At 72.2% G+C, this 24,954-nt stretch carries 20 protein-coding genes and 1 pseudogene; 11 read left to right on the top strand and 10 right to left on the bottom strand.

Annotated features, from left to right (window positions below; all coding sequences use genetic code 11):
• Nucleotides 1-10: 10 nt before the first annotated feature.
• Nucleotides 11-562 carry a hypothetical protein gene (locus HNR20_RS12320; RefSeq protein WP_184179194.1) on the bottom strand — a complete coding sequence of 184 codons (552 nt, stop codon included), beginning with the start codon at nucleotides 560-562 and terminating at the stop codon, nucleotides 11-13.
• Nucleotides 563-730: 168 nt separating this feature from the next.
• Here HNR20_RS12320 and HNR20_RS12315 point away from each other — a divergent pair, with 168 nt between their 5' ends.
• Nucleotides 731-1,498 (top strand): enoyl-CoA hydratase/isomerase family protein, encoded by a 768-nt coding sequence (locus tag HNR20_RS12315; RefSeq protein WP_184179193.1) that lies wholly within the window; start codon nucleotides 731-733, stop codon nucleotides 1,496-1,498.
• Between the two features lie 79 nt (nucleotides 1,499-1,577).
• Complete coding sequence (locus tag HNR20_RS12310) at nucleotides 1,578-3,116, top strand: serine/threonine-protein kinase (RefSeq protein ID WP_229687095.1); 1,539 nt, start codon at nucleotides 1,578-1,580, stop codon at nucleotides 3,114-3,116.
• Between the two features lie 69 nt (nucleotides 3,117-3,185).
• On the opposite strand, the gene HNR20_RS12305 is transcribed toward HNR20_RS12310, so the two are convergent.
• The 4 genes from HNR20_RS12305 to HNR20_RS12290 form a co-directional block, all read right to left on the bottom strand.
• The gene (locus HNR20_RS12305) at nucleotides 3,186-3,629 is read right to left on the bottom strand and encodes an HNH endonuclease (protein ID WP_184179191.1); all 444 of its coding nucleotides are present in this window, start codon (nucleotides 3,627-3,629) and stop codon (nucleotides 3,186-3,188) included.
• Nucleotides 3,630-3,841: 212 nt separating this feature from the next.
• Nucleotides 3,842-5,053, bottom strand: coding sequence for a hypothetical protein (locus tag HNR20_RS12300; protein ID WP_184179189.1), 1,212 nt, complete (start codon nucleotides 5,051-5,053; stop codon nucleotides 3,842-3,844).
• A gap of 67 nt (nucleotides 5,054-5,120) precedes the next feature.
• Entirely contained in the window at nucleotides 5,121-6,674 is a 1,554-nt protein-coding gene (locus HNR20_RS12295) for a hydroxysqualene dehydroxylase (protein WP_184179187.1), read from the bottom strand.
• A 26-nt stretch (nucleotides 6,675-6,700) separates the two neighbouring features.
• Nucleotides 6,701-7,189: an MSMEG_6728 family protein gene (locus tag HNR20_RS12290; RefSeq protein ID WP_184179185.1), complete on the bottom strand. Its 489-nt coding sequence runs from the start codon at nucleotides 7,187-7,189 to the stop codon at nucleotides 6,701-6,703.
• Between the two features lie 95 nt (nucleotides 7,190-7,284).
• Between HNR20_RS12290 and HNR20_RS12285 the strand changes: the two are divergent.
• From HNR20_RS12285 to HNR20_RS12270, 4 genes and pseudogenes are all read left to right on the top strand, one after another.
• A pseudogene (locus tag HNR20_RS12285) lies at nucleotides 7,285-9,165 on the top strand (NAD-binding protein); the annotation flags it as partial.
• 604 nt (nucleotides 9,166-9,769) lie between these two features.
• Complete coding sequence (locus tag HNR20_RS12280) at nucleotides 9,770-12,634, top strand: AfsR/SARP family transcriptional regulator (RefSeq protein ID WP_184179183.1); 2,865 nt, start codon at nucleotides 9,770-9,772, stop codon at nucleotides 12,632-12,634.
• A 30-nt stretch (nucleotides 12,635-12,664) separates the two neighbouring features.
• Nucleotides 12,665-13,654, top strand: a complete 990-nt coding sequence (locus tag HNR20_RS12275; RefSeq protein WP_184179181.1) for an ATP-binding cassette domain-containing protein — start codon at nucleotides 12,665-12,667, stop codon at nucleotides 13,652-13,654.
• Nucleotides 13,651-14,436, top strand: a complete 786-nt coding sequence (locus tag HNR20_RS12270; protein ID WP_184179179.1) for an ABC transporter permease — start codon at nucleotides 13,651-13,653, stop codon at nucleotides 14,434-14,436. The genes HNR20_RS12275 and HNR20_RS12270 overlap by 4 nt, the downstream gene beginning before the upstream one ends.
• 27 nt (nucleotides 14,437-14,463) lie before the next feature.
• Here the strand turns inward: HNR20_RS12270 and HNR20_RS12265 are convergent, their stop codons facing one another.
• Nucleotides 14,464-15,702: an APC family permease gene (locus HNR20_RS12265; protein WP_184179177.1), complete on the bottom strand. Its 1,239-nt coding sequence runs from the start codon at nucleotides 15,700-15,702 to the stop codon at nucleotides 14,464-14,466.
• Between the two features lie 11 nt (nucleotides 15,703-15,713).
• Nucleotides 15,714-16,451 (bottom strand): phosphatase PAP2 family protein, encoded by a 738-nt coding sequence (locus HNR20_RS12260; protein ID WP_184188359.1) that lies wholly within the window; start codon nucleotides 16,449-16,451, stop codon nucleotides 15,714-15,716.
• A gap of 132 nt (nucleotides 16,452-16,583) precedes the next feature.
• On the opposite strand from HNR20_RS12260, the gene HNR20_RS12255 reads away from it, so the two are divergent.
• A complete protein-coding gene (locus HNR20_RS12255; RefSeq protein ID WP_373291017.1) occupies nucleotides 16,584-17,795 on the top strand; it encodes a DUF4032 domain-containing protein in 1,212 nt (403 codons plus the stop codon).
• A 391-nt stretch (nucleotides 17,796-18,186) separates the two neighbouring features.
• Here HNR20_RS12255 and nagA read toward each other — a convergent pair whose 3' ends face one another.
• Genes nagA through HNR20_RS12240 form a run of 3 tightly spaced genes read right to left on the bottom strand, consistent with a single transcriptional unit; the run spans nucleotide 18,187 to nucleotide 21,193 of the window.
• Nucleotides 18,187-19,296: an N-acetylglucosamine-6-phosphate deacetylase gene (nagA, locus tag HNR20_RS12250; protein WP_184179173.1), complete on the bottom strand. Its 1,110-nt coding sequence runs from the start codon at nucleotides 19,294-19,296 to the stop codon at nucleotides 18,187-18,189.
• On the bottom strand, nucleotides 19,293-20,267 hold the full coding sequence (locus HNR20_RS12245) for an ROK family protein (protein WP_184179171.1): 975 nt from the start codon (nucleotides 20,265-20,267) through the stop codon (nucleotides 19,293-19,295). The genes nagA and HNR20_RS12245 overlap by 4 nt, the downstream gene beginning before the upstream one ends.
• On the bottom strand, nucleotides 20,264-21,193 hold the full coding sequence (locus HNR20_RS12240; protein ID WP_184179169.1) for an SIS domain-containing protein: 930 nt from the start codon (nucleotides 21,191-21,193) through the stop codon (nucleotides 20,264-20,266). Before HNR20_RS12240 ends, HNR20_RS12245 begins: the two co-directional genes overlap by 4 nt.
• A 200-nt stretch (nucleotides 21,194-21,393) precedes the next feature.
• Here HNR20_RS12240 and HNR20_RS12235 point away from each other — a divergent pair, with 200 nt between their 5' ends.
• The 4 genes from HNR20_RS12235 (at nucleotide 21,394) to HNR20_RS12220 (ending at nucleotide 24,838) form a co-directional block, all read left to right on the top strand.
• Nucleotides 21,394-22,179 carry a DeoR/GlpR family DNA-binding transcription regulator gene (locus HNR20_RS12235; protein WP_184179167.1) on the top strand — a complete coding sequence of 262 codons (786 nt, stop codon included), beginning with the start codon at nucleotides 21,394-21,396 and terminating at the stop codon, nucleotides 22,177-22,179.
• 121 nt (nucleotides 22,180-22,300) lie between these two features.
• Nucleotides 22,301-23,311, top strand: a complete 1,011-nt coding sequence (locus HNR20_RS12230) for an ABC transporter ATP-binding protein (RefSeq protein WP_260321821.1) — start codon at nucleotides 22,301-22,303, stop codon at nucleotides 23,309-23,311.
• Entirely contained in the window at nucleotides 23,308-24,324 is a 1,017-nt protein-coding gene (locus tag HNR20_RS12225) for an ABC transporter permease subunit (protein ID WP_184179165.1), read from the top strand. Before HNR20_RS12230 ends, HNR20_RS12225 begins: the two co-directional genes overlap by 4 nt.
• 106 nt (nucleotides 24,325-24,430) lie before the next feature.
• Nucleotides 24,431-24,838 carry a DUF3263 domain-containing protein gene (locus tag HNR20_RS12220; protein WP_184179163.1) on the top strand — a complete coding sequence of 136 codons (408 nt, stop codon included), beginning with the start codon at nucleotides 24,431-24,433 and terminating at the stop codon, nucleotides 24,836-24,838.
• Nucleotides 24,839-24,954 lie beyond the last annotated feature (116 nt).

Raw genomic sequence — 24,954 nt, 5'->3', positions numbered from 1 at the left:
GCCATCGGGATCACCTGGTGTGCATGGCGGTGGCCCGCAGTAGCAGCTTGACCACCGCTTGCGTGGCCGGCGGCGGCGGTCCGTCCTCCGGGCAGTCGACGTACCCGCTTTCGATGCTGTCCACGGTGAGCCGGTACTGGAACGCGTCCGAGCAGACGGTCGAGGTGGTCGGCTGCCGCGCCTCGGCGGCCAGCCGGGGGTCGGCGGCCAGTCCCGTCAGGCGGCCGAGATCGGCAGGGGTGAGCCGGCCGTTGCGCCGACTGCCGGCCCGGTCCACCGCGGTCCACTGACCGTCCGGCTCGACGGTCACGGCATCACCGCGGCCGGTGAAGCCGCCGGAGCTTCGCAACATCACCCGGGCGGCCGCGCCGCTGGTCTTGTCGGGGCCGGCGGTGGCGACGATGGTCGGCTGCGGCGTGCCGGTGGCCGTGCCGGCCGGGCCGGTAGCGGTGGTGACCGAGGGCTGGTCCGAGGCGGTCGGGGCTCGGTCGACGCTGGTGCAGCCGGTCAGCAGGCCGGCCAGGAGCGCGATCGTGACGGCGGTCGTCGATGCGGGTCTCATGTCCGTCGGACGCTTGGCTCCGTCCGCCGGTTCCACTGCCACTGCCACGCCCGGGGCACCCCGCGCCGGTGGTCGTTCGGCTCGCGCCGTTATGGTCGCCGGACCGGTGTGCGACGTCGCCGGACCAGATTGGCGGCGCTGGACGGTTGGCGCGGGAGGGAACGGGACGTGTCGGACGCGAAGTTGACCGTCGAGGTGACCGGACCGGTCGCGACCGTGGTGATTGACAACCCGGCTCGGCGCAATGCGATGACCGCCGCCATGTGGCGTCAGCTCCCCGAACTGCTCGACCGGCTGGAACCCGACCCCGACGTACGGGCGTTGGTGCTCACCGGAGCGGGCGACGCGTTCTGCGCGGGTGCGGACCTGGGCGATCTGGCGGAGCTGCTGGACGCCGGCGACACCAGCATCGCGGTGGCCGCCGAGGAACGGCTGGCCCGCTTCGCCAAGCCGACAGTCGCGGCGATCCGGGGTGCCTGCGTCGGTGGTGGAGCTCAGCTCGCCGTCGCCTGCGACCTGCGGATCGCCGCGGACAACGCCCGTTTCGGCGTACCTCCGGCCCGGCTCGGACTGGTCTACCCGGCGCCGACGACCCGTCGGCTGGCTCGGCTGATCGGCCCGTCCGCCGCCAAGCATCTGCTGTTCACCGCCGAGCTGATCGACGTCGAGCGCGCCCTGCGGATCGGCCTGGTCGACGAGGTGCTGCCGTCCGACCGGCTCGCCGCGCGGGTGGACGAGCTGACTACGACGATCGCCCAGCGGTCGTCGCTGAGCATCGCCGCCGCCAAGGAAATCGTCGACGATCGGGCCGGGCCCGCCCGGATCGCCTGGTGGCACCGGAGGGTGGCGACCGCCGGCGAGGCCCGGGAAGGGGTCGCGGCGTTCGCCGAACGCCGGACGCCCCGCTTCGCCTGGCAGCCCTCAGCCGGCGACTGACCACCTTCGGGCGTACCAACCATTGCGACACCTCGATCCGGGGTGGTCCGGGCCGGGTCGGTACGGCAGGCTGTCCGTCGTGCAGCGTGATCAGTTGCTTGCGGGCCGCTACCGGCTCCTGGAGCGTCTCGGCAGCGGCGGCATGTCGGCGGTGCACCGGGCGTACGACGAGGTGCTCGAACGGGATGTCGCGGTGAAGGTGCTGGTCGCCTCGGATGCCAACGCTCGCCAGCGGATCCGGGCCGAGGCCAAGGCGGCTGCCCGGCTGTCGCACCCGCACGTCACCAGCGTGTACGACTACGGCGAGTCGACGCTGGACGGTTCCCCGGTCCCGTTCGTGGTGATGGAGTTGCTCGGAGGTCACACCCTCGAACAACGGCTGGCGGTCGGGCCGTTGCCGCCCCGCGCCGGTTTGCGCGTCTGTGCCGAGGTGGCCGCTGCCCTTGCGGCCGCGCACGCCGAAGGCCTGGTGCACCGCGACATCAAGCCGGGGAACGTGATGCTCGCCCCCACCGGTGCCAAGGTGCTCGACTTCGGCATCGCAGCCGTCGTCGGTGAGCCGGAGATCGACTTCGAGGGACGGCTACTGGGCACACCGGCCTATCTCGCCCCGGAGCGACTGGAGGCCGGCGAGGTGTTGCCGGCCTGCGACGTGTACGCCCTCGGTCTGCTCCTGCACCGGGTGCTCACCGGCCGACTGCCGTGGCATGTCGAGGCACAGACCGACATGCTCAGCGCACACACGCATGTAGAGCCGGACCCGCTGCCCCAGATCGACGGCGTGCCACCCGAGATCCACCGGCTCTACCGTTGGTGCCTGTCCCACGATCCCGCCGACCGGCCGCCGGCCGCGGAGGCGGCCCGCATCCTGCTCGCCGCCTCCAGCGCATCGGCTGCCGTCGGCGGTACCACGGCCAGGTCGGCTGCCCAGACCGCCCGACCGGCCGCAGGCAAGGCCGAACAGGCCGACGCGGCCGTAGCCAAGGCCGAACAGACCGACACGGCGGCTGTCGAGCCGATGCGCGGTGCGGAGGCAGGGCCGACCTCGCGGCGGGGTCCGTGGCGTCGGCGGCGGGCCATGATGGCGGTCGGCGCTGCGTTGATCGCGGTCGTGGCGATAGCCGAGTCGCTCGGCGACTCGGCCATCAGTCGACCGGGGCAGGGGGCGTCGCCGACCCGTATCGGGCCGGGTGGCGCCACATCGGTGGGGTTGCCGGGCACCGCCGAGCCGGCCGCCGCGGTGGACTCGGCACCGTCCCCTGTCCCGGCGGCCAGGAACACCGCGCCCAGCCCACAGCCCGATCCGACCGTTGCGGCTGCCGCGAGCCCAACCGCCGACAGCCCGGGACCGACCCCGACCAGGGCCGCGCCGACGCCCACACCTCCCTCGGGCGAACAGGTGGACGCGCGTGGCGGGACGATCACCGTTCGCTGCGTCGGAAAGTCGGCCGAGGTGCTCGCGGTGACGCTCGCGCCCGGCTTCCGGGCCGAGGCGTACGACCCCGGCCCCGCGAAGCAGGTCCAGGTCGAGTTGACCTCAGTCGAGCACCGCAGTGGGATCCGGGTGCACTGCCCCAGCGGGCAACCGAAATCGAAGGTCAAGGAACGCGCCAGCTGACCGGGGGCCGGCGGGTGCCGCGCCTGGGACGTACCCGGACGCGGCCCCCCGATCCCGCCGGCCGGTCCGTCACCGCCCGGCCAACGCCCCCCAGCCAGGGTTCACCGGCTCCCGGCGCAGCGGCATGCCCGCCTCCGCCGGCGTCCGGTCGCCCTTGCGCTGGTTGCAGGCGTAGCAGGCCGCGGTGGTGTTCCGCCAGGTGTTCCGGCCGCCGCGCGAGCGGGGCAGGATGTGGTCGATGGTGGAGGCCGGGCCACCGCAGTACGCGCAGCACCGGTCGTCGCGGCGCAGCACACCGGCGCGGGACCAGGCCGGCCCGGAGCTGAACCTCCACCGGGTGACCACGTAGCGGACCAGCCGCACCACCCGGGGCATCGGGAAGACCCCGATCACCTGGTCCGGCTCGGCCTCGTGGATCTCGGCCACCCGGCGGCACAGCATCCGGACGGCATGTTGGACGGTGACCCGGTGCAGCGGGCCGAGGTCGGCGTTGATGACGAGGACGGCGTCCACCGGGACTCCTTTCAAATCGGTGACGGACGGCGAAGAGCCGCCCGGTCCGGCTGTTGGACGGGGCGGCTCAGCGCGTACGGGTACGCGTCAGTCGGGCCGGCCCGCCCACGGACCTTCCGCTCGGCAACCGTCACCGGGCAGCGTCGACGGCACGGTGGAGACGTGCGACATCGTCATGAGCTGCTCCCGCGGCGGTGGTTGACCTTGCGCGATCACGGTAGGTCGGGGCGGGATAGAGGGGCAACGTATTTCGATCGACCGCCCGGCTGCTCCGGATGGCGTTGACGCCGGGTCCGGGGAGCAACGACCGTCGAGCGCCGGGCGTTGGTCAGCGGCCGGTTCAGCCGCAGCGCCATCCGCGCGGTGAGTTCGCTGTCCAGCAGGGGCCGGTTGACCTCGCCGGCGACCGCCAGCGCCGGCCCGGAGACCGATCGCCAGATCGCGGCCAGCCCGGCGCCGAGGCCCACCAGGGCGACGGTGGCCCGGGTGGTCGGTGAGCCGGCGGCCGCCGCGGCGCTCACCCCGACCACCGCGAAGAGCACCAACAGCAGGGGTACGAGCACCGGCCAGAAGATGCCCCGTGCCGCCTGTGCCACCAGCCGCCGGTCCCGGATGATCAGATTTCGGGCGATCACCGCGTAGTCCTCCTCGTCGAGCAGGTCGCGCGGGTGCAGCCCGCCGGTGAGCACGTCCCGCCAGAGGTCACCCTGGCCACGCAGTGCCCGGCTCAGCTCGGCGGGCGCCGGCTCGGCCGGGTCCCCGTGGCCGGCCCGGTCGACCGCGGTCGCCCAGGCGGCCAGCGAACGGCGCACCACCGCGGCCGAGTACGGCGGCAGCACGCTGGCCAGCTCGTCCAGCCACCGGCTGATCTGGATCTGCCGGCCGCCGAACTGCCGCAGCAACTGGGTGGAGTCACCGGCTCGGACGGTGTCGGCCACGGATCGGCCCAGCCGGTAGGCCAACCCGACCCGGTGGTTGGTGGCCATCGCCCAGCGCAGCACCTCCACGTTGAGGTCATCGAGGGCGAGCAGTAGCGGCACCGGGTCGGCGGGGTCGGGTCGGGCCAGGTCGGGGAGCAGCGCCCGGGCGGCAGACGTGTCGGGCACCGGCCCGGTGTGCCGGGTGAGTTCGGCGATCTGAGCCAGGGCGACGTCCACGCCGTCGAGGTACATCCGCATCCGCCGGTGGGCGGACATCTCGGTGAGGTTGGAGAGCTTTGCCGGCGGTACGGCTGGGCGGGGCCCGACGGGAACGCCAAGCTCCGCGTGCTGCCCGTGGTGGTAGGCGTCCGCCATCCACCAGCCCAGCCGCAGCGCGGTGACGATGCAGGCGCGTTCGTCGCGGATCAGTGGGTACGCGTCGTCGCGGCCGATCTCGCCGATTGGTGGACCGTTGTCCGCGCCGGCGCGGTGCAGTGGTGACATTCCCCGCTGCCCTCCCGCCCGGTCGATCGACGGTTGATCAACCAAGCGTACGGCAGCGTACCGTTGCTTATGTTGTGTTTTGTCGGTTTGGTCTGCGGCGACCGGCCAGCAGCCCACGCGGCCGGATCGAGCGCACCGGCTCCGTCGCGCCACCCTCGGCACGCAGGATGTGGTTCGCGGCGATGATCCCCGTCGCCGCGGAGCGTTCCATCAACGCGCTCGGGAAGTCCGTGGTGATGCCGTCGCCGGCCAGGTACAGGCCGATCGCGTCGGTGCGTACCCCCGGTCGCCAGGCGTGGCTGCCCGGCGTGAACGCCGGCGCCTGCGCCTCGACCCGGGCCCGCAACTCGCGGACCCGCAGGTCGGCGGCCTCCGGCCAGAGCGCGACCAGCTCGCGGCGCATCCGCTCGGCCAGCTCCTCGGCCGGCACGCCGGGATCGCAGGCGTACGCGTGCAGCTCGATGACCGACCCGCCGGTCTGCCGAGCCCAGCGCCGTGGCTCGTCCTCCAGCCGGTGGTAGAGCGTCACCGAGTCCAGAGTGGGCTGCCGGGACACCCCGCTGAACACCGCCCGCTCGGCGGCCACGTCCCCGTCACACCAGTACCGTGCCACCGCGTACGGCGGGCCGGGGACGCCGAAGGCCGGCATCCGCGCCGCCAGCTCCGGTGCCCGCTCGGCCAGGTCGGGGGAGGCCGCGACCAGCGCGGCGAGGGACGGCGGGTCCACGGCCAGCACGACGTGGCCCGCCGGGTGGCTGCCACCGTCGGCGGTCGTCACCCGCCACCCGTCGGCGTCGGGGCGCACCCCGGTCGCACAGGAGTTGGTGCGCACCCGGCCGCCGTGCTTCTCCACGTGCCGGGTCAACGGCTCCCAGATCGCCGTGGCGTAGTCCTCGTCCGGGCAGTCGAACGCCAACCCCTCCGGGTTGCCGAGCAGATAGAAATGGAACTGGGCGACCATCTCCGCGGCCGACATCTCCGCCTCATGGTTGAAGAACGAGTGCGAGAAGACCTCGAACAGCATCGCCCGGGCCCGGTCGGGCAGCCGCAGCGACGCCAGCAGCTCGTCGGCCGTGGTGTCGTCCAGCTCGGCGTAGGTGTGGACCGGGTCGTAGCTGAGCAACGGCAACGCGGCGTCCCGGTCCATCAGTCGTAGGTCGGCCAGACGCAGGCTGGGGCTGCGCAACAGCAGCGCGAGCAGGTTCGCCGGTGGCGCGGGCGGCAGCTTGCCGAACTCCTCCGTCGGCCACTGCGCGCTGAGGATCGGGTAACCCGCAATGGGCTTGAGGAAGCCCAGGTCAGGATCGATCCGGCGGAGGATCGACCGCCAGTTGTAGTACTGCCGGAAGAACGCGTGGAAGCCGTGCTCGTTCTGCTGGTGGCCGTCGGCGAGCGACTCCGGCCAGGCGCCCAGTCGACCGCCGAGCGTCGGCGCCGCCTCCAGCACCGTGACCGCCACACCCCGCTCGGCCAGCACCACCGCCGCCGACATGCCGGCGATGCCGCCACCGACCACCACCGCCGCCGTTGGTCGCGGCACGCGGTCGGCCCCACCGCCGCCCGGGTCCACCTCATGTTGACGTACGCCGATGAGTCGACCGACCACTTGCGACAACGCCATGGGCACCAGTCTGCCGTACCTGCTGCTCAGTCGGGTGGTAAGCAACGGCGGGGGCGGTCGGAGGCTGGCCAGACGTACTCCAGGTCTCCCGGCACGTCGTCGCCGAAAATGGGGCGGTAGTGCGTGGGGTCCTTGCGCAGCAGCGACGAGCGATGGCTCAGGTGCAGGTCGTCGCGACCCAGCCACGGCGGCAGCTCACCGGCCCGGGCCAACTCGTCCTGGGTCCGTACGACGCCGGACCCGCAGGCGGCGGCGAGGTCGACGGTCATCGTGGTGGCGCAGGTGTCCGCCCGCCCCGGTTCGGTCCAGACCGCGCACATGTCCAGCCCGTAGCGGGTGAGAGCCTCCTCGTACCCGGCCCACATCTTCACGGCCGGGTGATTGCGCCAGCCGTACCCGGGTCGGGTGAGCCCGCGCAGCACCTGGATGGCCTCCACCCGCTGCTTGCCCAGCCGCTTCTGGTCCAGCGTGCGGGCGCTGGCCAGGAAGCCCGGGTACGGGAGGAACGTCTGCATGCCGCTGCTCTACCCGTCGCCGGGGCGGGCATGCCTGGTGGTGGGATGATCCGGACGGGGTCGCCCACCATGGCCGTGCTGATTACGATCCGGGCATGGCGGAGCCGTGGCGGGACCGGGCGCGACGGGCGGTCGAATGGAACTGGCGGCTGCGCTCCGCTGGTGATCCGCGACCGCATTACGTGATCTGCGGGAAGGACGCGCTCGCCTACTACGTGGCCCGCGCGCTGCTCGAATCCGAACTGCCGGCGGGCGGGGCGCGGGTGACCGTCGTGGTGCCGGAGCGCTACCGCAGCAACGGCCCCGATGTCGCGGGGTTGCGGGGGCTCCGGGTGGTCCGCTCGGATCGGCTGGACGTGGCCACCTTCGAGGCCGCCGGCCTGGCCGGGGCGGCCGGGCTGGCCCTGCTGCACCAGGACGATGTGGGCAACCTGCACGCCGCGCTCTGCGCGCAGGCCGTCGATCAGCGGGTCCGCCAGGTGCTGCGGATGTTCAACGGGACCCTCGCCGACGGTGTCCGCAAGCTGGTCACCGCACCGGTCGAGGTGCTCTCCGACGCCGAGATGGCCGCGCCGGCCTTCGTGGCCGCCGCGCTCGGTGAGGTCGACCCGAGCTCCTTCCAGCATCGGGACAAGACGCTGCGGGTGGCGCGGCGGGCCGACGTCCGACCGCAGGACGTGGTCTGCGCGTTGGCCCACCTCACCGAGGCGCAGGGGGTGGAGCTGCTGCCGGCCGAGCAGGCCGGTGCCGATCTGGTGCTCGCCGAGGCGACCGGGCAGCCACCGGGCACCCAGGTAGCTGCCCGTCGGCTGGTCCGGGCCCGCCGTCGACGCCGCCCGGTCGCCGTGGTGATGGGAGCGGTACGCGGCTTCGCCACCCGCAAGATCGGCGTCGCGGTGATGCTGGTGCTGGCGGTGATCGCGGTGCTGGGGGCGCTGATCTCCCGCGCCGAGGAGGTCTCTCCGCTTGAAGCGCTGTACCTGACGCTCGTCACCACGCTCAGCGGCGCCGACCCGGACACCGGCAAGGCGGCCGACGCGCAGATCATGCAGGTGGTGCTCAACCTGGCCGGGTTGGCGCTGATCCCGCTGATCACCGCGGTCGTGGTCGACGGCATTGTCAATGCCCGGCTGGCCCTGCACACCGGCCGGTTGCAACCCGCGCGGGTCGGGCACGTCGTGGTGGTCGGCCTGGGCAACGTCGGCACCCGGGTGATGGCGCAGTTGCGCGAGTACGACGTCGAGGTGGTGGCGATCGACAAGGAGCCGGAGCCGCGCGGTGCCGCGTTGGCACGTCAGCTGGAGGTGCCGCTGATCGTCGGCGACGCCGCGCTCCCGGAGACCCTGGCCGCAGCGTCGGTGGCCGACTGCCAGGCGCTGGTGGTGGCGTCCACCGACGACGTGGCCAACCTGGAGGCGGCGCTCGCTGCCCGCGATCTCCGTGCCGACCTGCGAGTGGTGTTGCGGCTCTTCGACGGTGACTTCGCCGAGCGGGTGGAGGAGACCTTCGCCCTCGGGGTGTCCCGCTCGGTCTCCTACCTGGCCGCCCCGGCCTTCATCGGGGCGCTCACCGAACGCGCGGTGATCACCACCATCCCGGTCGACCGGCACGCGCTGCCGGTCGCCGAGGTGCCAGTGGCCGCCGGCTCCGAACTGGACGGCCGACCGCTGGACGTGGTCAACCGGGACGGGCAGGTCCGGCTGATCGCCCGAACCCCGGCGGGCGGCGTCAAGACGATCTGGTGGAAGGACCTCGACCCCCGACAGGTGATCTTCGCGGGCGACCGGCTGACCGTGGTCGCCCGCCGACGCGGGTTGGACTGGCTGACCAGGCAGTGCGCCCCGCCCGCCCCGGGGAAGGTGACCCTGCCGCCCGGTCACGTCGGCTCGGTGTCCCGGCCCGTGCCCACCCCGTCCGGCGCTGTTCCGGCCGCCCCCGCCGTCGGCCGGCAGCCGTCCCCACCGACGGCGTCCCCCGCGTCGACCGATCAATCCTCGAACCCGAACGAGCGAAGAACAGTGACCAGGAATCGTTTGACCGCCGCCGGTTTCGAGGTGCTCGAAGTGCTCGGCAAGACAGCCGTGCTGCCGTCCGAGTACGCGGCCTGGAAGCCGGTCATCAGTGCACTCGCCCGTCCCGACTGGTCGGTCAACCGCACTGCGGATGATGCCGTGCAACAGGTGGAGAGACAGTGGCGCCGACTGGCGTACGAGCGGGGTGTGGCGAGTCCCGAGGGCACCCTGCTGATCAGCCTGACAAAGCAGCACGAGGACGAGGGCTGGATGCTCGTTCGGCTGCCGGAAGAGCCGCTGGCACTCGACGCTCTCGGTCCGAACCCGGGTGAACCTGAGTTCGTCGCGATGTCCCTGGCCGGGGATGCCGTATGTGGGGTGACGGCGGAGGAGTACGAGCTGTGGGTGGTCTGCACCCGGGTTGATCCACTCCAGGTCGCCGATGCCGGGGTGTCGGAGCGCGGTTGATACCGCGATCTCGGCGAGGTCGAGTGGATCGGCTGAGCTCGGCGGCGGGCGACCGGTCGGCGTTGTACTGGGGGGACGGCGCTGAGCGACAATCGGTGTCATGCGTTTCCGCATCCTGGGGCCGACCCAGGTGTTGCTGGCCGACGGGCGAGAGGTCCCCGTGGGCGGTCCGCGGCTGCGCGCCCTCTTGGCGCTCCTCCTGCTCGACGCGGGTCGGGTGGTCTCCGCCGAGCGGCTGATCGACGGTCTGTACGGCGAGCATCCGCCCCGGGGCGCGGCCAACGCGCTCCAGTCCCAGGTGTCGCGGCTGCGTCAGGCCCTGTCCGCCGAGCACTACCCGGTCGAACTCCACCCGGGCGGTTACCGCCTCGCCGTGGATCCCGAAGATGTCGACGCGTACCGGTTCGAGCAGCTCGCCGAGGTGGGGCGCCGGGCGCTCGCCGACGGCGACCCGCCCCGCGCGGCGGCGACGCTGCGCGAGGCGCTGGAGTTGTGGCGTGGTCGCGCGCTCGCTGACGTCGTCGACGTGGCCGGCGCACTCGCCCCGGCGATCCGGCTGGACGAACTGCGGCTGGCCGCCACCGAGGATCGGATCGAGGCCGAGCTGGCGTTGGGCGCGCACGCCGCGTTGGTCGCGGAGTTGCGGGAACTGGTCGCGGCGCATCCGTTGCGGGAGCGGTCGCGCGGCCAGCTCATGCGTGCCCTGGCCGCACTGGATCGGCCGGCGGAGGCGTTGGCCGAGTTCGAGGACGCCCGGCACACGCTGGCCGAGCAACTTGGCGTCGACCCGTCGGCCGCGCTGGCCGCGATTCACCTGGCTGTACTGCGCAGTGAGGAACGCCCGGTGGCCAACCAGGCGCTGCCGAGCCAGCTCACCACGTTCGTCGGACGGGAGGAGGAGCTCAAGCGCGTCGGGGAACTGCTTGGCGAGCGCCGGCTCGTCACCCTCACCGGCCCCGGCGGCGCCGGCAAGACGCGCCTGGCGATCGAGGCCGCAGGCCGCCTCGACGGGGAAGTCTGTTTCGTCGAGCTGGCCGGGCTGGCCGACGGGTCGGACGTACCGCAGGCGGTGCTGAGCGCGCTCGGTCTGCGCGACGCCGGCCTGCGCGCCCCGGCCGAGCCGGGCCGGCAGACCACCGATCGGCTGGTCGAGGCGCTCGCCGAGCGGCGACTGCTGCTCGTGCTCGACAACTGCGAGCACGTCATCGCCGACGCGGCCCGGCTGGCCGCACGCTTGCTGAGCGCGTGCCCGGCGCTGCGCGTCCTCGCCACGAGTCGCGAGCCGCTCGGGCTGGCCGGTGAGGCGTTGTGCCCGCTGTCCGGGCTCACCCTGCCACCGCCCGACGCGTCCGCGCTGGAAGCCGACGACTACGCGGCGGTCGGCCTCTTCGCCCAGCGGGCCGGAGACGTCGCGCCCGACTTCACCGTGACGCCGGCCAACGTCGAGATGGTGCTACGGATCTGCCGCAGCCTCGACGGCCTGCCGTTGGCGATCGAGTTGGCCGCCGCGCGGCTGCGGGCGCTGTCCGTCGCCGAGGTCGCCGCCCGACTCGACGATCGGTTCCGGCTGCTGTCGACCGGCAGTCGGGCGGTGTCGCCGCGACACCGCACGCTCCGGGCCGTGGTCGAGTGGAGTTGGGATCTGCTCGACGACGCCGAACGGCGGCTGGCTCGACGGCTGACCGTCTTCGCCGGTGGAGCCACGCTGGAGGCGGCCGGGCGGGTCAGCGGCCTGCCCACGCCCGAGCTCGTCGACGCGCTCACCGGTCTGGTCGACAAGTCCCTCGTGGAGATGACCGGTGGCCGCTACCGGATGCTCGAAACGGTGCGGGCGTTCTGCGCCGAACGTCTCGCCGAGGCCGGCGAGGCCGACCAGCTACGTCGCGCGCACACCGCGTACTTCCTGGAGTTCGCCTGGACCGCCAGCGACCATCTCCGGCGCGCCGAACAGCTGCACTGGTTGCGACGGCTCGACGCCGAGCGGGACAACCTGCACGCGGCGCTGCGTCGCGCCACCGCGGCGGGTGACGCGTCCGACGCGGCCGGGTTGGTCGCGGCCCTGTCGTTCTACTGGTGGCTGCGTGGCATGCGCGGGGAAGGGGCGCGGCTGGCCGCCGACGTCCTCGAACTGCTCGGCACCGAAGCGCCGCCGGGGCTGAACGAGGAGTTCGCCCTCTGCGTCTACAACGCCTCGCTCGCTGGATCCGGCCACCTGCCGTCCGTCGGGACGCAGCGGTCCGTGATCCGCAGCCTCGACCGGCCACCTCGACAGCCGTTCCTGCTCTACCTGTCGGGGATCTCGACCGGACCGCCGTCCGGCGGCGGCGAGAATGTCGACGAACTGATGGAGGAGCTGCGACGGCTGGTCGGCCCGGATGCGTGGATCAACGCGCTCGGCGCGATGGGCAGCGGCTCGGCGCTGATGTGGAGTGGCCAGTGGGACCGGGCCAGGACCGCGCTGGGGACTGCCTTCGAAGGCTTCCGGAGCACCGGGGACCGGTGGGGCACCATGATCACCCTCGGTGCGCTCGGTGAACTGGCCGCCTGGCAGGGCGATCCGGAGGCGGCGGGCGCCTACATGGATCAGGCCATGGGATTGGTCGAGGCACTCGGGTCGGACGTCGACCAGGCCGACATGCTGCGTACCCGGGGCGAGATAAGGCTGCGTGCCGGTGACCTCGGGGCGGCGTGGGACGACTTCGCTGGTGCGCTGCTCCTGGCGCAGCGCAGCGGCGCGCCCGAGTTCGTCGCCAGCGCCCGGCTCGGCCTCGCCCAGGTGGCCCGACTGCGGGGCGACCTGGCCGAGGCGAGGCGACTCTGCGAGGAGGCGTTGGCCGGCGGGCTCACCGGCTGGTACGTCGGCGAGGCCGCCCGTGCGGAGATCATTCTCGTTCTTGAGCAGATCACCGAGGCGGAGAAGGCCGGAGCCGGGCCTGGTGCGCCGCCGTCAGCGGACGGTGCGTGATCCGTCAGCGCCCAGCCGCACCGTGGGGGCATGACGACATTCGAAGTGGTCGCCGAGGGTCTGGGCAAGCGGTACGGCCCAACCCGCGCGCTGGAGACGTTTGACCTGACCGTGCCGACCGGAACGGTCCACGGACTGCTGGGACCGAACGGCGCCGGCAAGACGACGGCCGTACGAATCCTCACCACGCTGCTGCGCTTCGACACGGGAAGGGCCACCGTGGCCGGGTACGACGTGCTGCGTCAGCCGGACGAGGTGCGGGCCAGGATCGGGCTCACCGGGCAGTACGCCGCGGTCGACGAGATCCTCAGCGGCCGGCAGAACCTGGAGTTGTTCGGCCGGCTGTTCCGGCTCAGCCGACGGGAGGCCCGTCGACGCGCCGACGAACTGCTGGAACGGTTCGGGCTCGACGAGGCGGCGAATCGGTCCGCCGGTGAGTATTCGGGTGGGATGCGCCGCCGGCTGGACCTCGCGGCCAGCCTGATCCGTACGCCGCGGGTGCTCTTCCTCGACGAGCCGACGACCGGCCTGGACCCGCGCAGTCGCAACCAGGTGTGGGACCTGGTTCGCAGCCTGGTCGCGGAGGGGACCACGGTGCTGCTCACCACGCAGTACCTGGAGGAGGCCGATCAACTCGCCAACCGGATCTCGGTGATCGATGCCGGTCGGGTGGTGGCCGAGGGCTCACCGGACGAGCTGAAGTCGAGGACCGGCGGCGACCGGATCGAGGTGGTGGTGCGTGACGCCGCCGACCTGAACCACGCTGCCCGCATCGTCGCGCCGATCTGTGGCGCGGAGCCCGAACTCGACCCGGAGGTCCGACGACTCAGCGTGCCGGTGGCCGACCGGGTCGCCGGGCTGGTCGACGTGGTCCGGGCGTTGGACGACGCCGGCATCGCGGTCGAGGACATCGGACTACGGCGCGCGACGTTGGACGAGGCATTTCTGCATCTGACCGGGCACCGGGCCGACGAAGCCCACCAGCCGGTCGGTGTCGGTCGGAAGGTGGATGTGGCATGACGACTGCGATCGTCGATGGCTGGACGATGACCAGGCGGAACATGACCCACGTGATCCGCGCACCGGAGGAGTTGATCCTCTACTTCTCGCTGCCGATCATGTTCGTCCTGGTCTTCGGGTACGTGTTCGGCAGTGGCATGCAGGTGGCGGGTGGCGGCAACTACCGCGAGTTCCTGCTGCCCGGGGTCTTCGTGATGACGATGCTGTACGGGCTCGGGGCCACCGCGACCGGCGTGGCGCTGGACCTCAGCCGGGGTGTGGTCGACCGGTTCCGGTCGATGCCGATGGCGCGGTCCGCCCTGATGACCGGCCGCAGCGCCGCCGACCTGCTCCGCGCCCTGCTGGAGATGTCCACCCTGCTGGTCTGTGGCCTGCTCGTCGGGTGGCAGTGGCGACAGGGTGCCGGCAAGGCACTGCTCGCCGTCGGGCTGCTCCTGCTGCTGCGAATCGCGATCACCTGGGTCGGGATCTACCTGGCGCTGCTGGTCCGTAACCCGGACACGGTCGGTGTGATCGTCTTTCCGGCCGCGTTTCCGTTCACCGCGATCTCCAATGTCTTCGTGTCGCCCGAGCTGATGCCGTCGGTCATCGGGACGATCTCGGAGTGGAACCCGTTGTCGGCCACTGTCGCGGCGATCCGCGAACTGTTCGGTAATCCAGGTCTGGGTGGCGACTCATGGCCAGCGGAGCACGCGATTCTGTTGGCGGTGCTGTGGCCGGTGCTGCTGATCGCGACGTTCGCTCCGTTGGCGGTGCGTCGCTACCAGCGGCTGAGTCGCTGACCCCTGCTCGCCGGTGGCCCACTCGGGTCACCGGCGCGCGGGCCGCAGACCGTGCCAGGCGGCGCCGATGGCGAGCACGCCAGTTCCGGCGAGGACGCTGCTCAGCGGCAGGTTGACCGCGAGCAGCAGGCAGCCAACCAGCCCGAGGCCGGCGAGTACCCGGGCCGGCAACCGCCGGTCCGGGTCCCGGTCCAGGGTCAGTGCGGCCGCGTTGGTGATCGCGTAGTAGACGAGCACCGTGCAGCTGGAGAAGCCGATCGCGCCCCGTAGGTCGCCGAGCAGCACGACCAGGATCACCACGGCGGCCACCGCCAACTCGGCGCGGTGCGGCACCTGGTGGACCGGGTGCACGGCGGCCAGCACGCCGGGCAGGTCGCGGCGGCGGGCCATGGCGAGGGTGGTCCGGCCGACGCCAGCGACCAGGGAGAGCAGCACCCCGATCACCGCGATCGTGGCGCCGGCGCGGACCACCCAGGCCAGGCCGGGTAGCCCGGCGTCGGTCACCACGTCGACCAGGGGCGCGGCGGATCCGGCCAGCCGGTCGGCGCCGAGCACGCCGAGCGTGACTACGGCCAGCACCAGGTAGATCAACAGCACCACCCCGAGCGCCAGCGGCACCGCGCGAGGAATGGTCCGTTGCGGGTCGCGCACCTCCTCACCGAGCGTGGCGATCCGGGCGTACCCGGCGAAAGCGAAGAAGAGCAGCCCGGCGGCGGTGAGCACGCCCCGGGCGGAGCCGCCCTGGTCGGTCAGCCGATCCAGGTGCACCGGCCCGCTCGCCACGCCGACGACCACGACCAGGGCCAGCACCGCGAGCACCAGCGCGACCAGCGCTCTGGTCACGGTGGCCGTCTTGCCGATGCCGCGCAGGTTCACCGCCGTCACCGCGAGCACCGCGCCGACCGCGACCAACCGGGCCTGAGCCGGCCACAGGTACGCCCCGATGGTCAACGCCATCGCCGCGCAGCTCGCGGTCTTGCCGACCACGAAGCCCCAGCCGGCCAGGAAACCGGCGAACGGCCCGAGGCGCTCTCGTCCGTACACGTAGGTACCGCCGGACTCGGGGTAGCGGGCCGCCAGCCGCGCCGAGCTTGTCGCGTTGCAGAAGGCGACGAAGCCGGCGAGCACAAGGGCGGGCAGCAGCCCGGCGCCGCCGGCCGCTGCCGCGGCCGGGCCGAAGACCACGAAGACGCCCGCGCCGAGCATCGAGCCCAACCCGATGACAACCGCATCGGGTACGCCGAGCCGCCGCGCCAGTCGATCCACGGGCCGAAACCCTAGGGGTACGAGGTGAACGGCCGGTCCCATGCGCGTAGTCGGCCGGGGAGCGGCAGGCCGTCCCACGGCACCCGGTGCAGCAGCCGGTCCAGGATCAGCCCCAGCAGCAGCCCGGCCACCGAGTCGGTCAACCAGTGCCAGCTCAGGTAGGTGGTGGTGGTGAGGACGACCAGCGGCGGCACGATGCGGACCACGGTGACCAGCCGGGCTGGCAGTTGCCGGTTGAAGCTGCGGGCGAGCGGGGCGAGGAGGAGTGCGATGACCCCGTACCAGACGATCGCGTTGGCGACGTGCCCCGACGGGTAGGACTGGGCGAACCGGACCGGCAGGTCGTCGTGGAACAGCGGCAGGGTCTGCTCGGGCGACAGGAACGGCTCCTTGACGCTGGCGCTCGGTGCCGCCCGCGCGGTCCACACCTTCAGCGGGCCGATCGTCAAGAAGGTCAGCACGAACGCGACCACCGGCGGCAGGATGGGCCGCACCGACCGCAGGCGGAACGCCAGCAGCACGCCCAGCCCGGCGGCGATCAAGGTCAACGGGGTGCCCTGGCCGAGCAGGTTCAGCACCCGGGCCACCCAGTAGGCGACCGTCGGTCGGTGCCCGTCGGCCCAGTCGGCGACGGCCCGGTCCAGCCCGAAGAGCTGGTCCGCGGCGAGAGCCACGGTCAATCCGACCAGACCGACCAGTAGCAGCGCGTCGAACCACCAGCCGGCCGGGCGGACAGGCCGTAGCCGCAGGTCACGTCGTACCGCCGTGGGTTTGAGCACGCGACCACGCTACCGGCCCGGCGCGAGGCCGGGTCGTTCGGCGCTGTGTGCCCAGCCACGATGTGAGGCGGATGCGGGGTGCGACCAGTCATGCTTGTGCCCGTGCGGATCACGTCTGCCCTCGTGGACCCGGCGCTGCTCGACCTGCCCTGGTCGACACCGCTGGAGGAGTGGCCTGCCCAACATCTGGTGGCGTTGCCGCAGGGCATCTCCCGACACATCGTCCGGTTCGTCCGGCTCGGTGACTACGTGTACGCGTTCAAGGAGACCCGCGAGCGGATCGCCGAGCGGGAGTACGACCTGCTCCGGGCGCTGGAGCGGATCGACTTTCCCTCGGTCGAGGCGGTGGCGGTCGTCGCCGACCGGCAGACCGAGGACGGGGAGCCCCTGGAATCGGTGCTGATCACGCGGCACCTGCAGTTCTCGCTGCCGTACCGGGCGCTCTTCTCGCACACCCTGCGACCGGAGACGATGAGCCGGCTGCTCGACGCGCTCGCCGCTCTGATCGTGCGGATGCACCTGACCGGCTTCTTCTGGGGCGACTGCTCGCTGTCGAACACCCTGTTCCGCAGGGACGCGGGTGCCTTCGCCGCCTACCTGGTCGATGCGGAGACGGGCGCGCTGCACAACTCGCTCTCCAACGGGCAGCGCGGTGAGGACCTGGAGATCGCCCGGGTGAACATCTTCGGCGAGGCGCTGGACCTGCAGGCCGCCGGCCTGCTGCACGAGTCCATCGACCCGGAGGTGGTCTGCGAGGAGGTCGTGCAGCGCTACGAGCGGCTGTGGCACGAGATCACCTACGAGCAGGCCGTCGAGCGGGAGGCCCGGCACGACATCGAGGGCCGGATCCGCCGCCTCAACGAGTTGGGCTTCGACGTGGCCGAGGTGGCCATGTCGTCCATCGACGACGGGCGTTTCCTGGTCCGGCCGAAGGTCGTCGACGCCGGCTACCACACCCGGCGGCTGCTGCGGCTGACCGGTCTGGACGCTGAGGAGAACCAGGCCCGCAAGTTGCTCAACGACCTGGACGCCTACCGGGCGGAGAGCGACCTGGTCGACGAGCAGCAGGCCGCACACCGCTGGCTGACCGAGGTCTTCGAGCCGGTGGTCCGGGCCGTTCCCGCGCACCTTCGTCAGAAGCTGGAGCCGCAGGAGCTGTTCGCGCAGATCATCGAGCACAAGTGGCTGCTCTCCGAGCAGGCCGGCCGGGACGTCGGGATGCGCCACGCGGTCCAGTCGTACCTGGCCGACGTGCTGGTGCACCGCCCCGACGAGCAGGCCGTCCTCGGCGTGGAAGTCCCCACCCTGAGCTGACCCTCCGCCTCGGGAACGGCCCGACCTGCGCTCGTCGAGGGAGGCTGGGTCACCAGGCAAGGCTGGGGTTGCCAGTGTGTGGTTGGCGCCCTGTAGAGCTGCCCCAGATGTGGGGCGGTCTGCGATGCCATGCCGCTGGCATCAGGTCTGTGTGCGCAGGTCTGCGTGTGCGCAGGTCTGTGTGTGCGCAGGTCTGCGTGTCCCGTGGCTCCGTCTGCCCCACGTCTGGGGCAGCTCTACAGGCCGCGCAACAGTCACGGCGCAAGCGTCAAAGCGAGCGCCAGCGGCGGCGAGGCGCGGCCGGCATCGGCCAGGCACGGCCGGCAGTGGCAGACCGCCGTCGAGCGCGGTCACGCCCCGACGTCGGCAAGCGCCTACGAAGGGCTCGGCGTCACTCCACCCAGGAGCCGTTGCGGAGGACCCGGACCACGTTCAGGTCGTCGTCCAGCACCACCAGGTCGGCGCGGAGGCCCACCTGAAGGGAGCCCACCCGGTTGCCCAGGCCGATGGCGCGCGCCGGGGTGGTGGCCACCATCCGTGCCGCGTCGGCGATCGGGATCCCGGCGTTCACGGCGTGCCGCAGCGCGGCGTCCATGGTCAGCGTGCTGCCGGCAATCGCGCCGTCGCGGGCGAGCCGGGCCACCCCGTCGGTCACGGTGACGGCCTGGCCGCCCAACTCGTACTCTCCATCGGCCATGCCCGCGGCGGCCATCGCGTCGGTGATCAGCGCCGCGCGGTCCGGGCCCACGGTCGCGGCGACGAAGGTCAGCATGCCGTCGTGCAGGTGCACCCCGTCCGCGACCAGCTCGCAGATCACGGTGGGCGCGTCGAGCAGAGCCACCACCGGGCCCGGCTCGCGGTGGTGCACCGGCCGCATGCCGTTGAACAGGTGGGTGCCGACACTGGCGCCGGCGGCGACCGCGGCGCGGGTCTGCTCGTACGTCGCGTCGGTGTGCCCCACCGCCGCCACCACCCGCTGTGCGGTGAGCAGCTTGATGGCCTCCAGCGCGCCGTCGCGCTCCGGAGCGAGGGTGACCATCCGGATCGCGCCCCGACCCAGCTCGATCAGCTCGGACAGTTCGTCGGTCGACGGGTCGCGCAGGTACTCCGGGTTCTGCGCGCCACAACGGGCAGCGGAGAGATAGGGCCCTTCGAAGTGGACCCCCGCCAGCACACCCTCGTCGACCAGCGGGGCGAACGCCTCGGTGGCCGCGCGCATCAGCGGGAAGGGCGAGCTGACCAGGCTGGCCAGCAGGGTGGTCGTGCCGTGCGCAAGGTGGAAGTCGGCCGCCGCCCGGGCCTCGTCGGCGTCCCCGGTGGTGAAGGTGTGCCCACCACCACCGTGCGTGTGCATGTCGACGAAGCCGGGCAGGATCCAGTGCCCGTCGCGGACCGACGGGTACTCGGCGACCGCGGTGATCCGGTCCCCGTCCCACTCGACGCAGCCCTGTCGGACGACACCGGTCGGGGTCACCACTCGGCCGTTCACCCGCACGGTCATGGCTTCTCCTGAAGTTCACGGACGCGTACCGCGTCAAGTTCACGGACGCGTACCGCGTCCAGGGCGAGCAGGGCGGCGCCGAGGCAGCCGGCCTCGTCGCCGAGGGCCGCCGCGACCAGTTGCGGCTCCCGGTGGAAGGTCATCCGTTCGTGCAGTGCTGCCCGCAGAGGGATCAGCAGCCGGTCCCCGGCCTGGGCCAGGCCGCCACCGAGCACGATCGTCGCCACGTCGAACAGCGCCTGCCCGGTGGCCAGGCCGTCGGCGAGGGCCTCGACCGCCTCCTGCCAGACCTGGTTGGCGAGCGCTTCGCCGGCCGCGGCCCGCTCGGCCACCTCGGCCGCTGTCACCGGGGCGTCGGCTGTCTCGCCGGCCAACTCGGCGTAGCGGCGGCCGATCGCGGCGGCCGAGGCGATCGCCTCCAGGCAGCCGGGTCGACCGCACCCGCAGCGCGGTCCGTCGGGTCGGACCAGGATGTGGCCGATCTCCCCGGCGGCACCGTGGGCGCCCACGGCGGCCGTGCCGTCGACGACGTGCGCGGCGGCGATGCCGGTGCCGATCGCCACGAACAACACGTGCCCGGCGCCGCGGCCGGCACCGAGACGGGCCTCGGCGAGACCACCCACGCGCACGTCGTGGCCGATCGCCGTCGGCAGGCCGAGCCGCGTCACCGCCAGGTCCCGCAGGGGTACGTCCCGAAAGCCCACGTTCGCCGACCAGACCGCGACTCCGCGCGCCTCGTCCACCACCCCGGGCACGGCGATGCCGAGCGCGATCGGGGTGAGCCCGTCGGCGCGGGCCTTGGCGGCCAGCCCGCCGGCCACGTCCAGGATCGTGCCGACCACCGCGGACGGGCCGCGCGTGGCGTCGGTGGGGTGCCGCTCGGTGCGTACCGCGACGCCGTTCGGCCGGACCAGGGCGCATTTCATGCCGGTGCCGCCGACGTCCAGCGCGACGACCACGTCGTCGCTCACGCCAACACCACGGACCGGGACAGGTGTCGGGGCGCGTCCGGGTCGAGACCCCGGCTGGTGGCCAGCGCGACCGCGAAGCGCTGAGCCAGGATCAGGTCGGCCATCGGGTCGACCGGGGTACGACCGGCGGACCAGCTGCCCAACACCGTGCGCCAACCGTGCGTGCGGCTGTGCACGAAGGCCGCACCGGTGGCGGCCACGTCCTCGGGCAGTCCTTCGGGCAGCTCCCCGAACGCCCAGACCAGTCGGCCGGGCGCGGCGACCGAGATGGGCCCGTGCCGGTAGTCCATCGCCGGGTAGGCCTCGGCCCAGAAGGTGGCCGCCTCGCGGCACTTCAACGCCGCCTCCTGGGCCAGCCCGACCGTCCACCCCCGACCGAGGAAGGTGACCTGCCCGATGGTGGCCGGGTCGATCGGCAACGGGGATCGCACCGCGACTTCGGCGTCGGCGGCGAGCGCGGTCACCGGGTCGCCGAGGTGGGCGCGGAGCAGGGCCAGTGCGGTGGTCGCGAAGCGGGTCTGCACCACCGACCGCTCGTCGGCGAAGGGCATGGCCACCGTGGCGGAAGCCAGATCGACCACCGGGGACCCCGGGTCGCCGACGATGACGGTGGTGGGTGTCCGCCCACGCAGCGCGGCGAGCAGCTCCAGCACCTCGGTGGTGGTGCCGGAACGGGTGATCGCGATCAACCGGTCGTAGCGGCGGCCGGCGGGGAACTCGGACGCCTGGAACGCGTCGGTCTCGCCCTGGCCGGCCTGCTCGCGGCGGGCCGCGTACGCCATCGCCATGAACCACGACGTGCCGCAACCGACGACGGCGACCCGCTCACCGGGGCGCGGCAGGTCACCCTGTACGACGCCGGCCAGCTCGGCCGCCTCCCGCCAGCAGTCGGGTTGGCTCGCGATCTCCGCGTCCACGTACGCCATGGGAAACTCCTCGCAGGGGCGACCGGTGCGCAATACGGCTCGTTAGACCCGCATTTCGCGCGTTATTCTGCGCGAATGCGGGTGGCCGTGGCAACCGACCAGCCGATCGCGCAGGTGAGTCTTTTGCGCCAGCCTAGTTTCGCGCACTAGTGTGCACGCAATCAATCACCGTCCGTGCAGTCACTGGGAGGGCCCCCGCGGTGGACCGGTACGCCAGATGGAATGCCCTGCTCGAGATGCTGACCGACAACGGCCGGGTCAGCGTCGAGACGGCAGCCGAGCGGCTGGACGTCTCCCAGGCCACCATTCGGCGCGACTTCGACCAGCTCGCCCAGCAGCAGATGATCACGAGGACCCGGGGTGGCGCGGTCGCGAACGGCGTCTCGTACGACCTGCCACTGCGTTACAAGACGGCCAAGCACTCGGCGGAGAAGCAGCGGATCGGCGCGGCCGCGGCGGCGCTCGTCACGCCGGGCACCGTGGTCGGCCTCAATGGCGGCACCACCAGCACCGAGGTGGCGAGGGCGCTCGCCGTCCGACCGGATCTGAACACCAGTGCCGAGGGTGCGCAGCTCACCGTGGTGACCAACGCGCTGAACATCGCCAACGAGCTGCTGGTCCGGTCGCGGATGAAGGTCGTGGTGGCCGGCGGGGTGGTCCGCCCGAAGTCGTTCGAACTCGTCGGACCGCTGGGCGGGGCGCTGCTGCGTGAGGTGACCCTGGACGTCGCGCTGCTCGGCGTGGACGCGATCGACCCGCAGCTCGGTGCCGCCGCCCACCACGAGGGGGAGGCCGCGATGAACAACCTGATGGTGGCCCGGGCCAAGCGCGTAGTGATCATCGCGGATTCGTCCAAGCTGGGGGGTCACGCCTTCGCCCGGATCTGCCCGGTCGAGCGGGTGGAGACGCTGGTGACCGACTCGGGTGCCGCCCCGGAGGTGGTGGACGCGTTCCGCGCTGCCGGTGTGCAGGTCATCTGCGCCTGAGCCGTTACGTTCCGTCGATGAAATAACCCGTTCGGCGCGTCTGTGCATACCGCGTATTGCGCGGGTCTGCATACCGCGTATGGTGTCGGCTGTCACGCCCACCCATCGGGGGAGGTGCAGCTTGCCAGCTGTCCTGGAGATCGAAGGTCTACGTAAGACGTACAAGAGTCGTCGACGCGGCACCCGCAACGCGCTGGACGGCTTCGACATGCGGGTCGACGCAGGGCAGGTGCACGGCTTCCTAGGCCCCAACGGGTCCGGCAAGACCACCACGCTGCGTACCCTGCTCGGCCTGATCCGACCCGACGGCGGCCGGATGGCGCTGCTCGGGCACGAGGTCCCCGACGCGCTGCCTCAGGTCGCCGGCCAGGTCGGCGCGATCGTGGAGAGCCCGCAGTTCTTCCCGCACTTCACGGCACGGGACACCCTGTCCCTGTTGGCCGGGGCGGGCGAGGTGCCGGCCACCCGGGTCGACGAGGTGCTTGAGCTCGTCGGGCTGCGCGACCGCTCCGGCGAGCGGGTCAAGACGTACTCGTTGGGCATGAAGCAGCGGCTCGCCGTCGCCTCAGCCCTGCTGAAGAACCCGAAGCTGCTCATCCTCGACGAGCCGGCCAACGGCCTCGACCCGGGCGGCATCCGGGAGATGCGCACACTGATGCGCAACCTCGCCGAATCCGGGATGACCGTGGTGCTGTCCAGCCACATCCTCGGCGAGATCCAGCTGATCTGCGACTCGGTCACCATCATCTCGCTGGGCCGGCGGGTCGCCTTCGGCCCGGTCGACGAGGTGCTCGCGCAGCACTCGTCCGGCGCGGTACGCGTCCGACTGGAGGCGGTCAGCGATCTGCCGGCGGCCACCGAGGCGCTCACCCAGGCGGGGATCCGGGTCACCGGCCACCCGGACCACCTGATGCTGGCCGGCGTCGACAAACCGGCCTCGGTGACGCGCCTGCTCGCCGAGCACAACCTCTACGTCAGCGAGTTGGCTCCGATCGCCGTCGATCTGGAGAGCGTCTTCCTCGAACTGACCGCCACCGCACCGGTCCCCGGTCAGCACCGGCAGGTCGACGAGTCCATGAAGGTCGGTGGGACGGGTCAGTCCGGTACCGCCGGGGGAGGGTGGGGCGCGTGAGCCTCTTTCGTACGGAGCTGCGCCGGCTCACAAAGCGGCGCTTCACCCGCTACATGACGCTGCTCGGCCTGCTGGTGCTGGTCGCGATCGTGGTCGGGGTGTTCTTCACCAACCAGAAGATCGGCGCCGACCAGCTCGCCAAGGCCGAACGTCAGGCCGACCAGCAGTACCAGGAGCAGGTGCGCTGGAGCGACCAGGAGCGCGCCGCGTGCGAGCAGGCCAAGACGGCCGGCACATCGACCGACGGCCGTTACCCCGACGACTGCTCGATGATCACGGCGCCGCCCCGGGACCAGATCGACGCGAAGTGGTTCCTGCCCTCGACGTTCGACTTCCGGGACACGTTCGACGAGACACTGATCCCGTTCGCGGCGATCCTCGCCCTGGTCGGGTTCGTGGTCGGCGCGTCCTTCGTCGGCGCCGAGTGGAGCACCGGCGGCATGATGAACCTGCTGCTCTGGCGGCCGAAGCGGCTCACCGTACTGCTCACCAAGCTGGCCGCGCTGCTCACCGGCATGTTGGCGGTGACGCTGCCCGCCGCGGTGGTCTGGTTCGCCGGGTTCTGGGCGGTCGCCTCGTTCCGGGGCAGCACCGAGAAGGTGACCTCCGGGGTCTGGCAGTCGTTCGTCCTGACCGGGGTGCGCGGCGTGGTGCTGGTGCTGGTGCTCACCACCATCGGCTTCGCCCTCGCCTCGTTGGGTCGGCACACCGCGATGGCCCTCGGCGGCGTGGTGGCGGTGATGGTGGTCGGCCAGTTCGGCCTCGGCATCCTGCTGTCGATGGCAAGCGTCCGCTGGGCCGAGGCGTGGCTGCTCCCCACGTACGCGCTCGCCTGGATGACGAAGACGGTCACCCTGCAGGACTACAACTCCTGCAACGCGACCTACTACGGCTCCTGCGAACCGGCGACGTTGGACATCACCTGGCAGCAGTCCTCCGTACTCTTCTCGGTCGGGTTGGTGGTGATCCTCGGGGCGGCGCTCTGGTCGATGCGTCGCCGCGACATCACCTGATCGGAACGACGCGACGCGGCCGGCCCGGCCGTCGGGATTCCCGGCGGCCCAGGGCCGGCCGCGCCGCTTGCTGCGACGCTGGTCGACCCTGGTTAGGCTGAGCGCCATGCCCGCCGACACCACCCCGACCGCCCCCGAGCCGTCCACCGACGCTCACTCGGGCGTCACAGCGGTTGGTGCCGGGCCCACCGTTCCGACGCCCCGGCCGGCACCATCCGTCGAGAGCACCGACGATCTCGCGTCGGACGACGACGGTGTCGATGCCGAGCCCAGCGCGTCAGCGGTCGGGCTGACCGAGCGGGAACGGGCCATCCTCGCCTTCGAGCAGCAGTGGTGGCGGCACGCCGGCGCCAAGGAGCAGGCCGTCCGGGACACCTTCGGGGTCTCCTCGACCCGGTACTACCAACTGCTCAACGGTCTGCTGGACAACCCGGCCGCGCTTGCCGCCGATCCCGTGCTGATCGGTCGGCTCCGCCGGCTGCGTTCGTCGCGCGCCCGCAATCGCCGCCGCTGACCGTCGGCCGCGCCGCCTCCCCTTTTGCCCGGTGTGCCGATTCGGCCGGTTCCTCCCGTTGACGCCTCCCCGGCTGGTCTGCCTGCCCAGGCCGGGCCGGCATACCGCATGCCGGC

Source organism: Micromonospora parathelypteridis, assembly GCF_014201145.1.
Taxonomy (GTDB): Bacteria; Actinomycetota; Actinomycetes; order Mycobacteriales; family Micromonosporaceae; genus Micromonospora; species Micromonospora parathelypteridis.
This window is presented reverse-complemented; position numbering and strand designations above follow the sequence as displayed.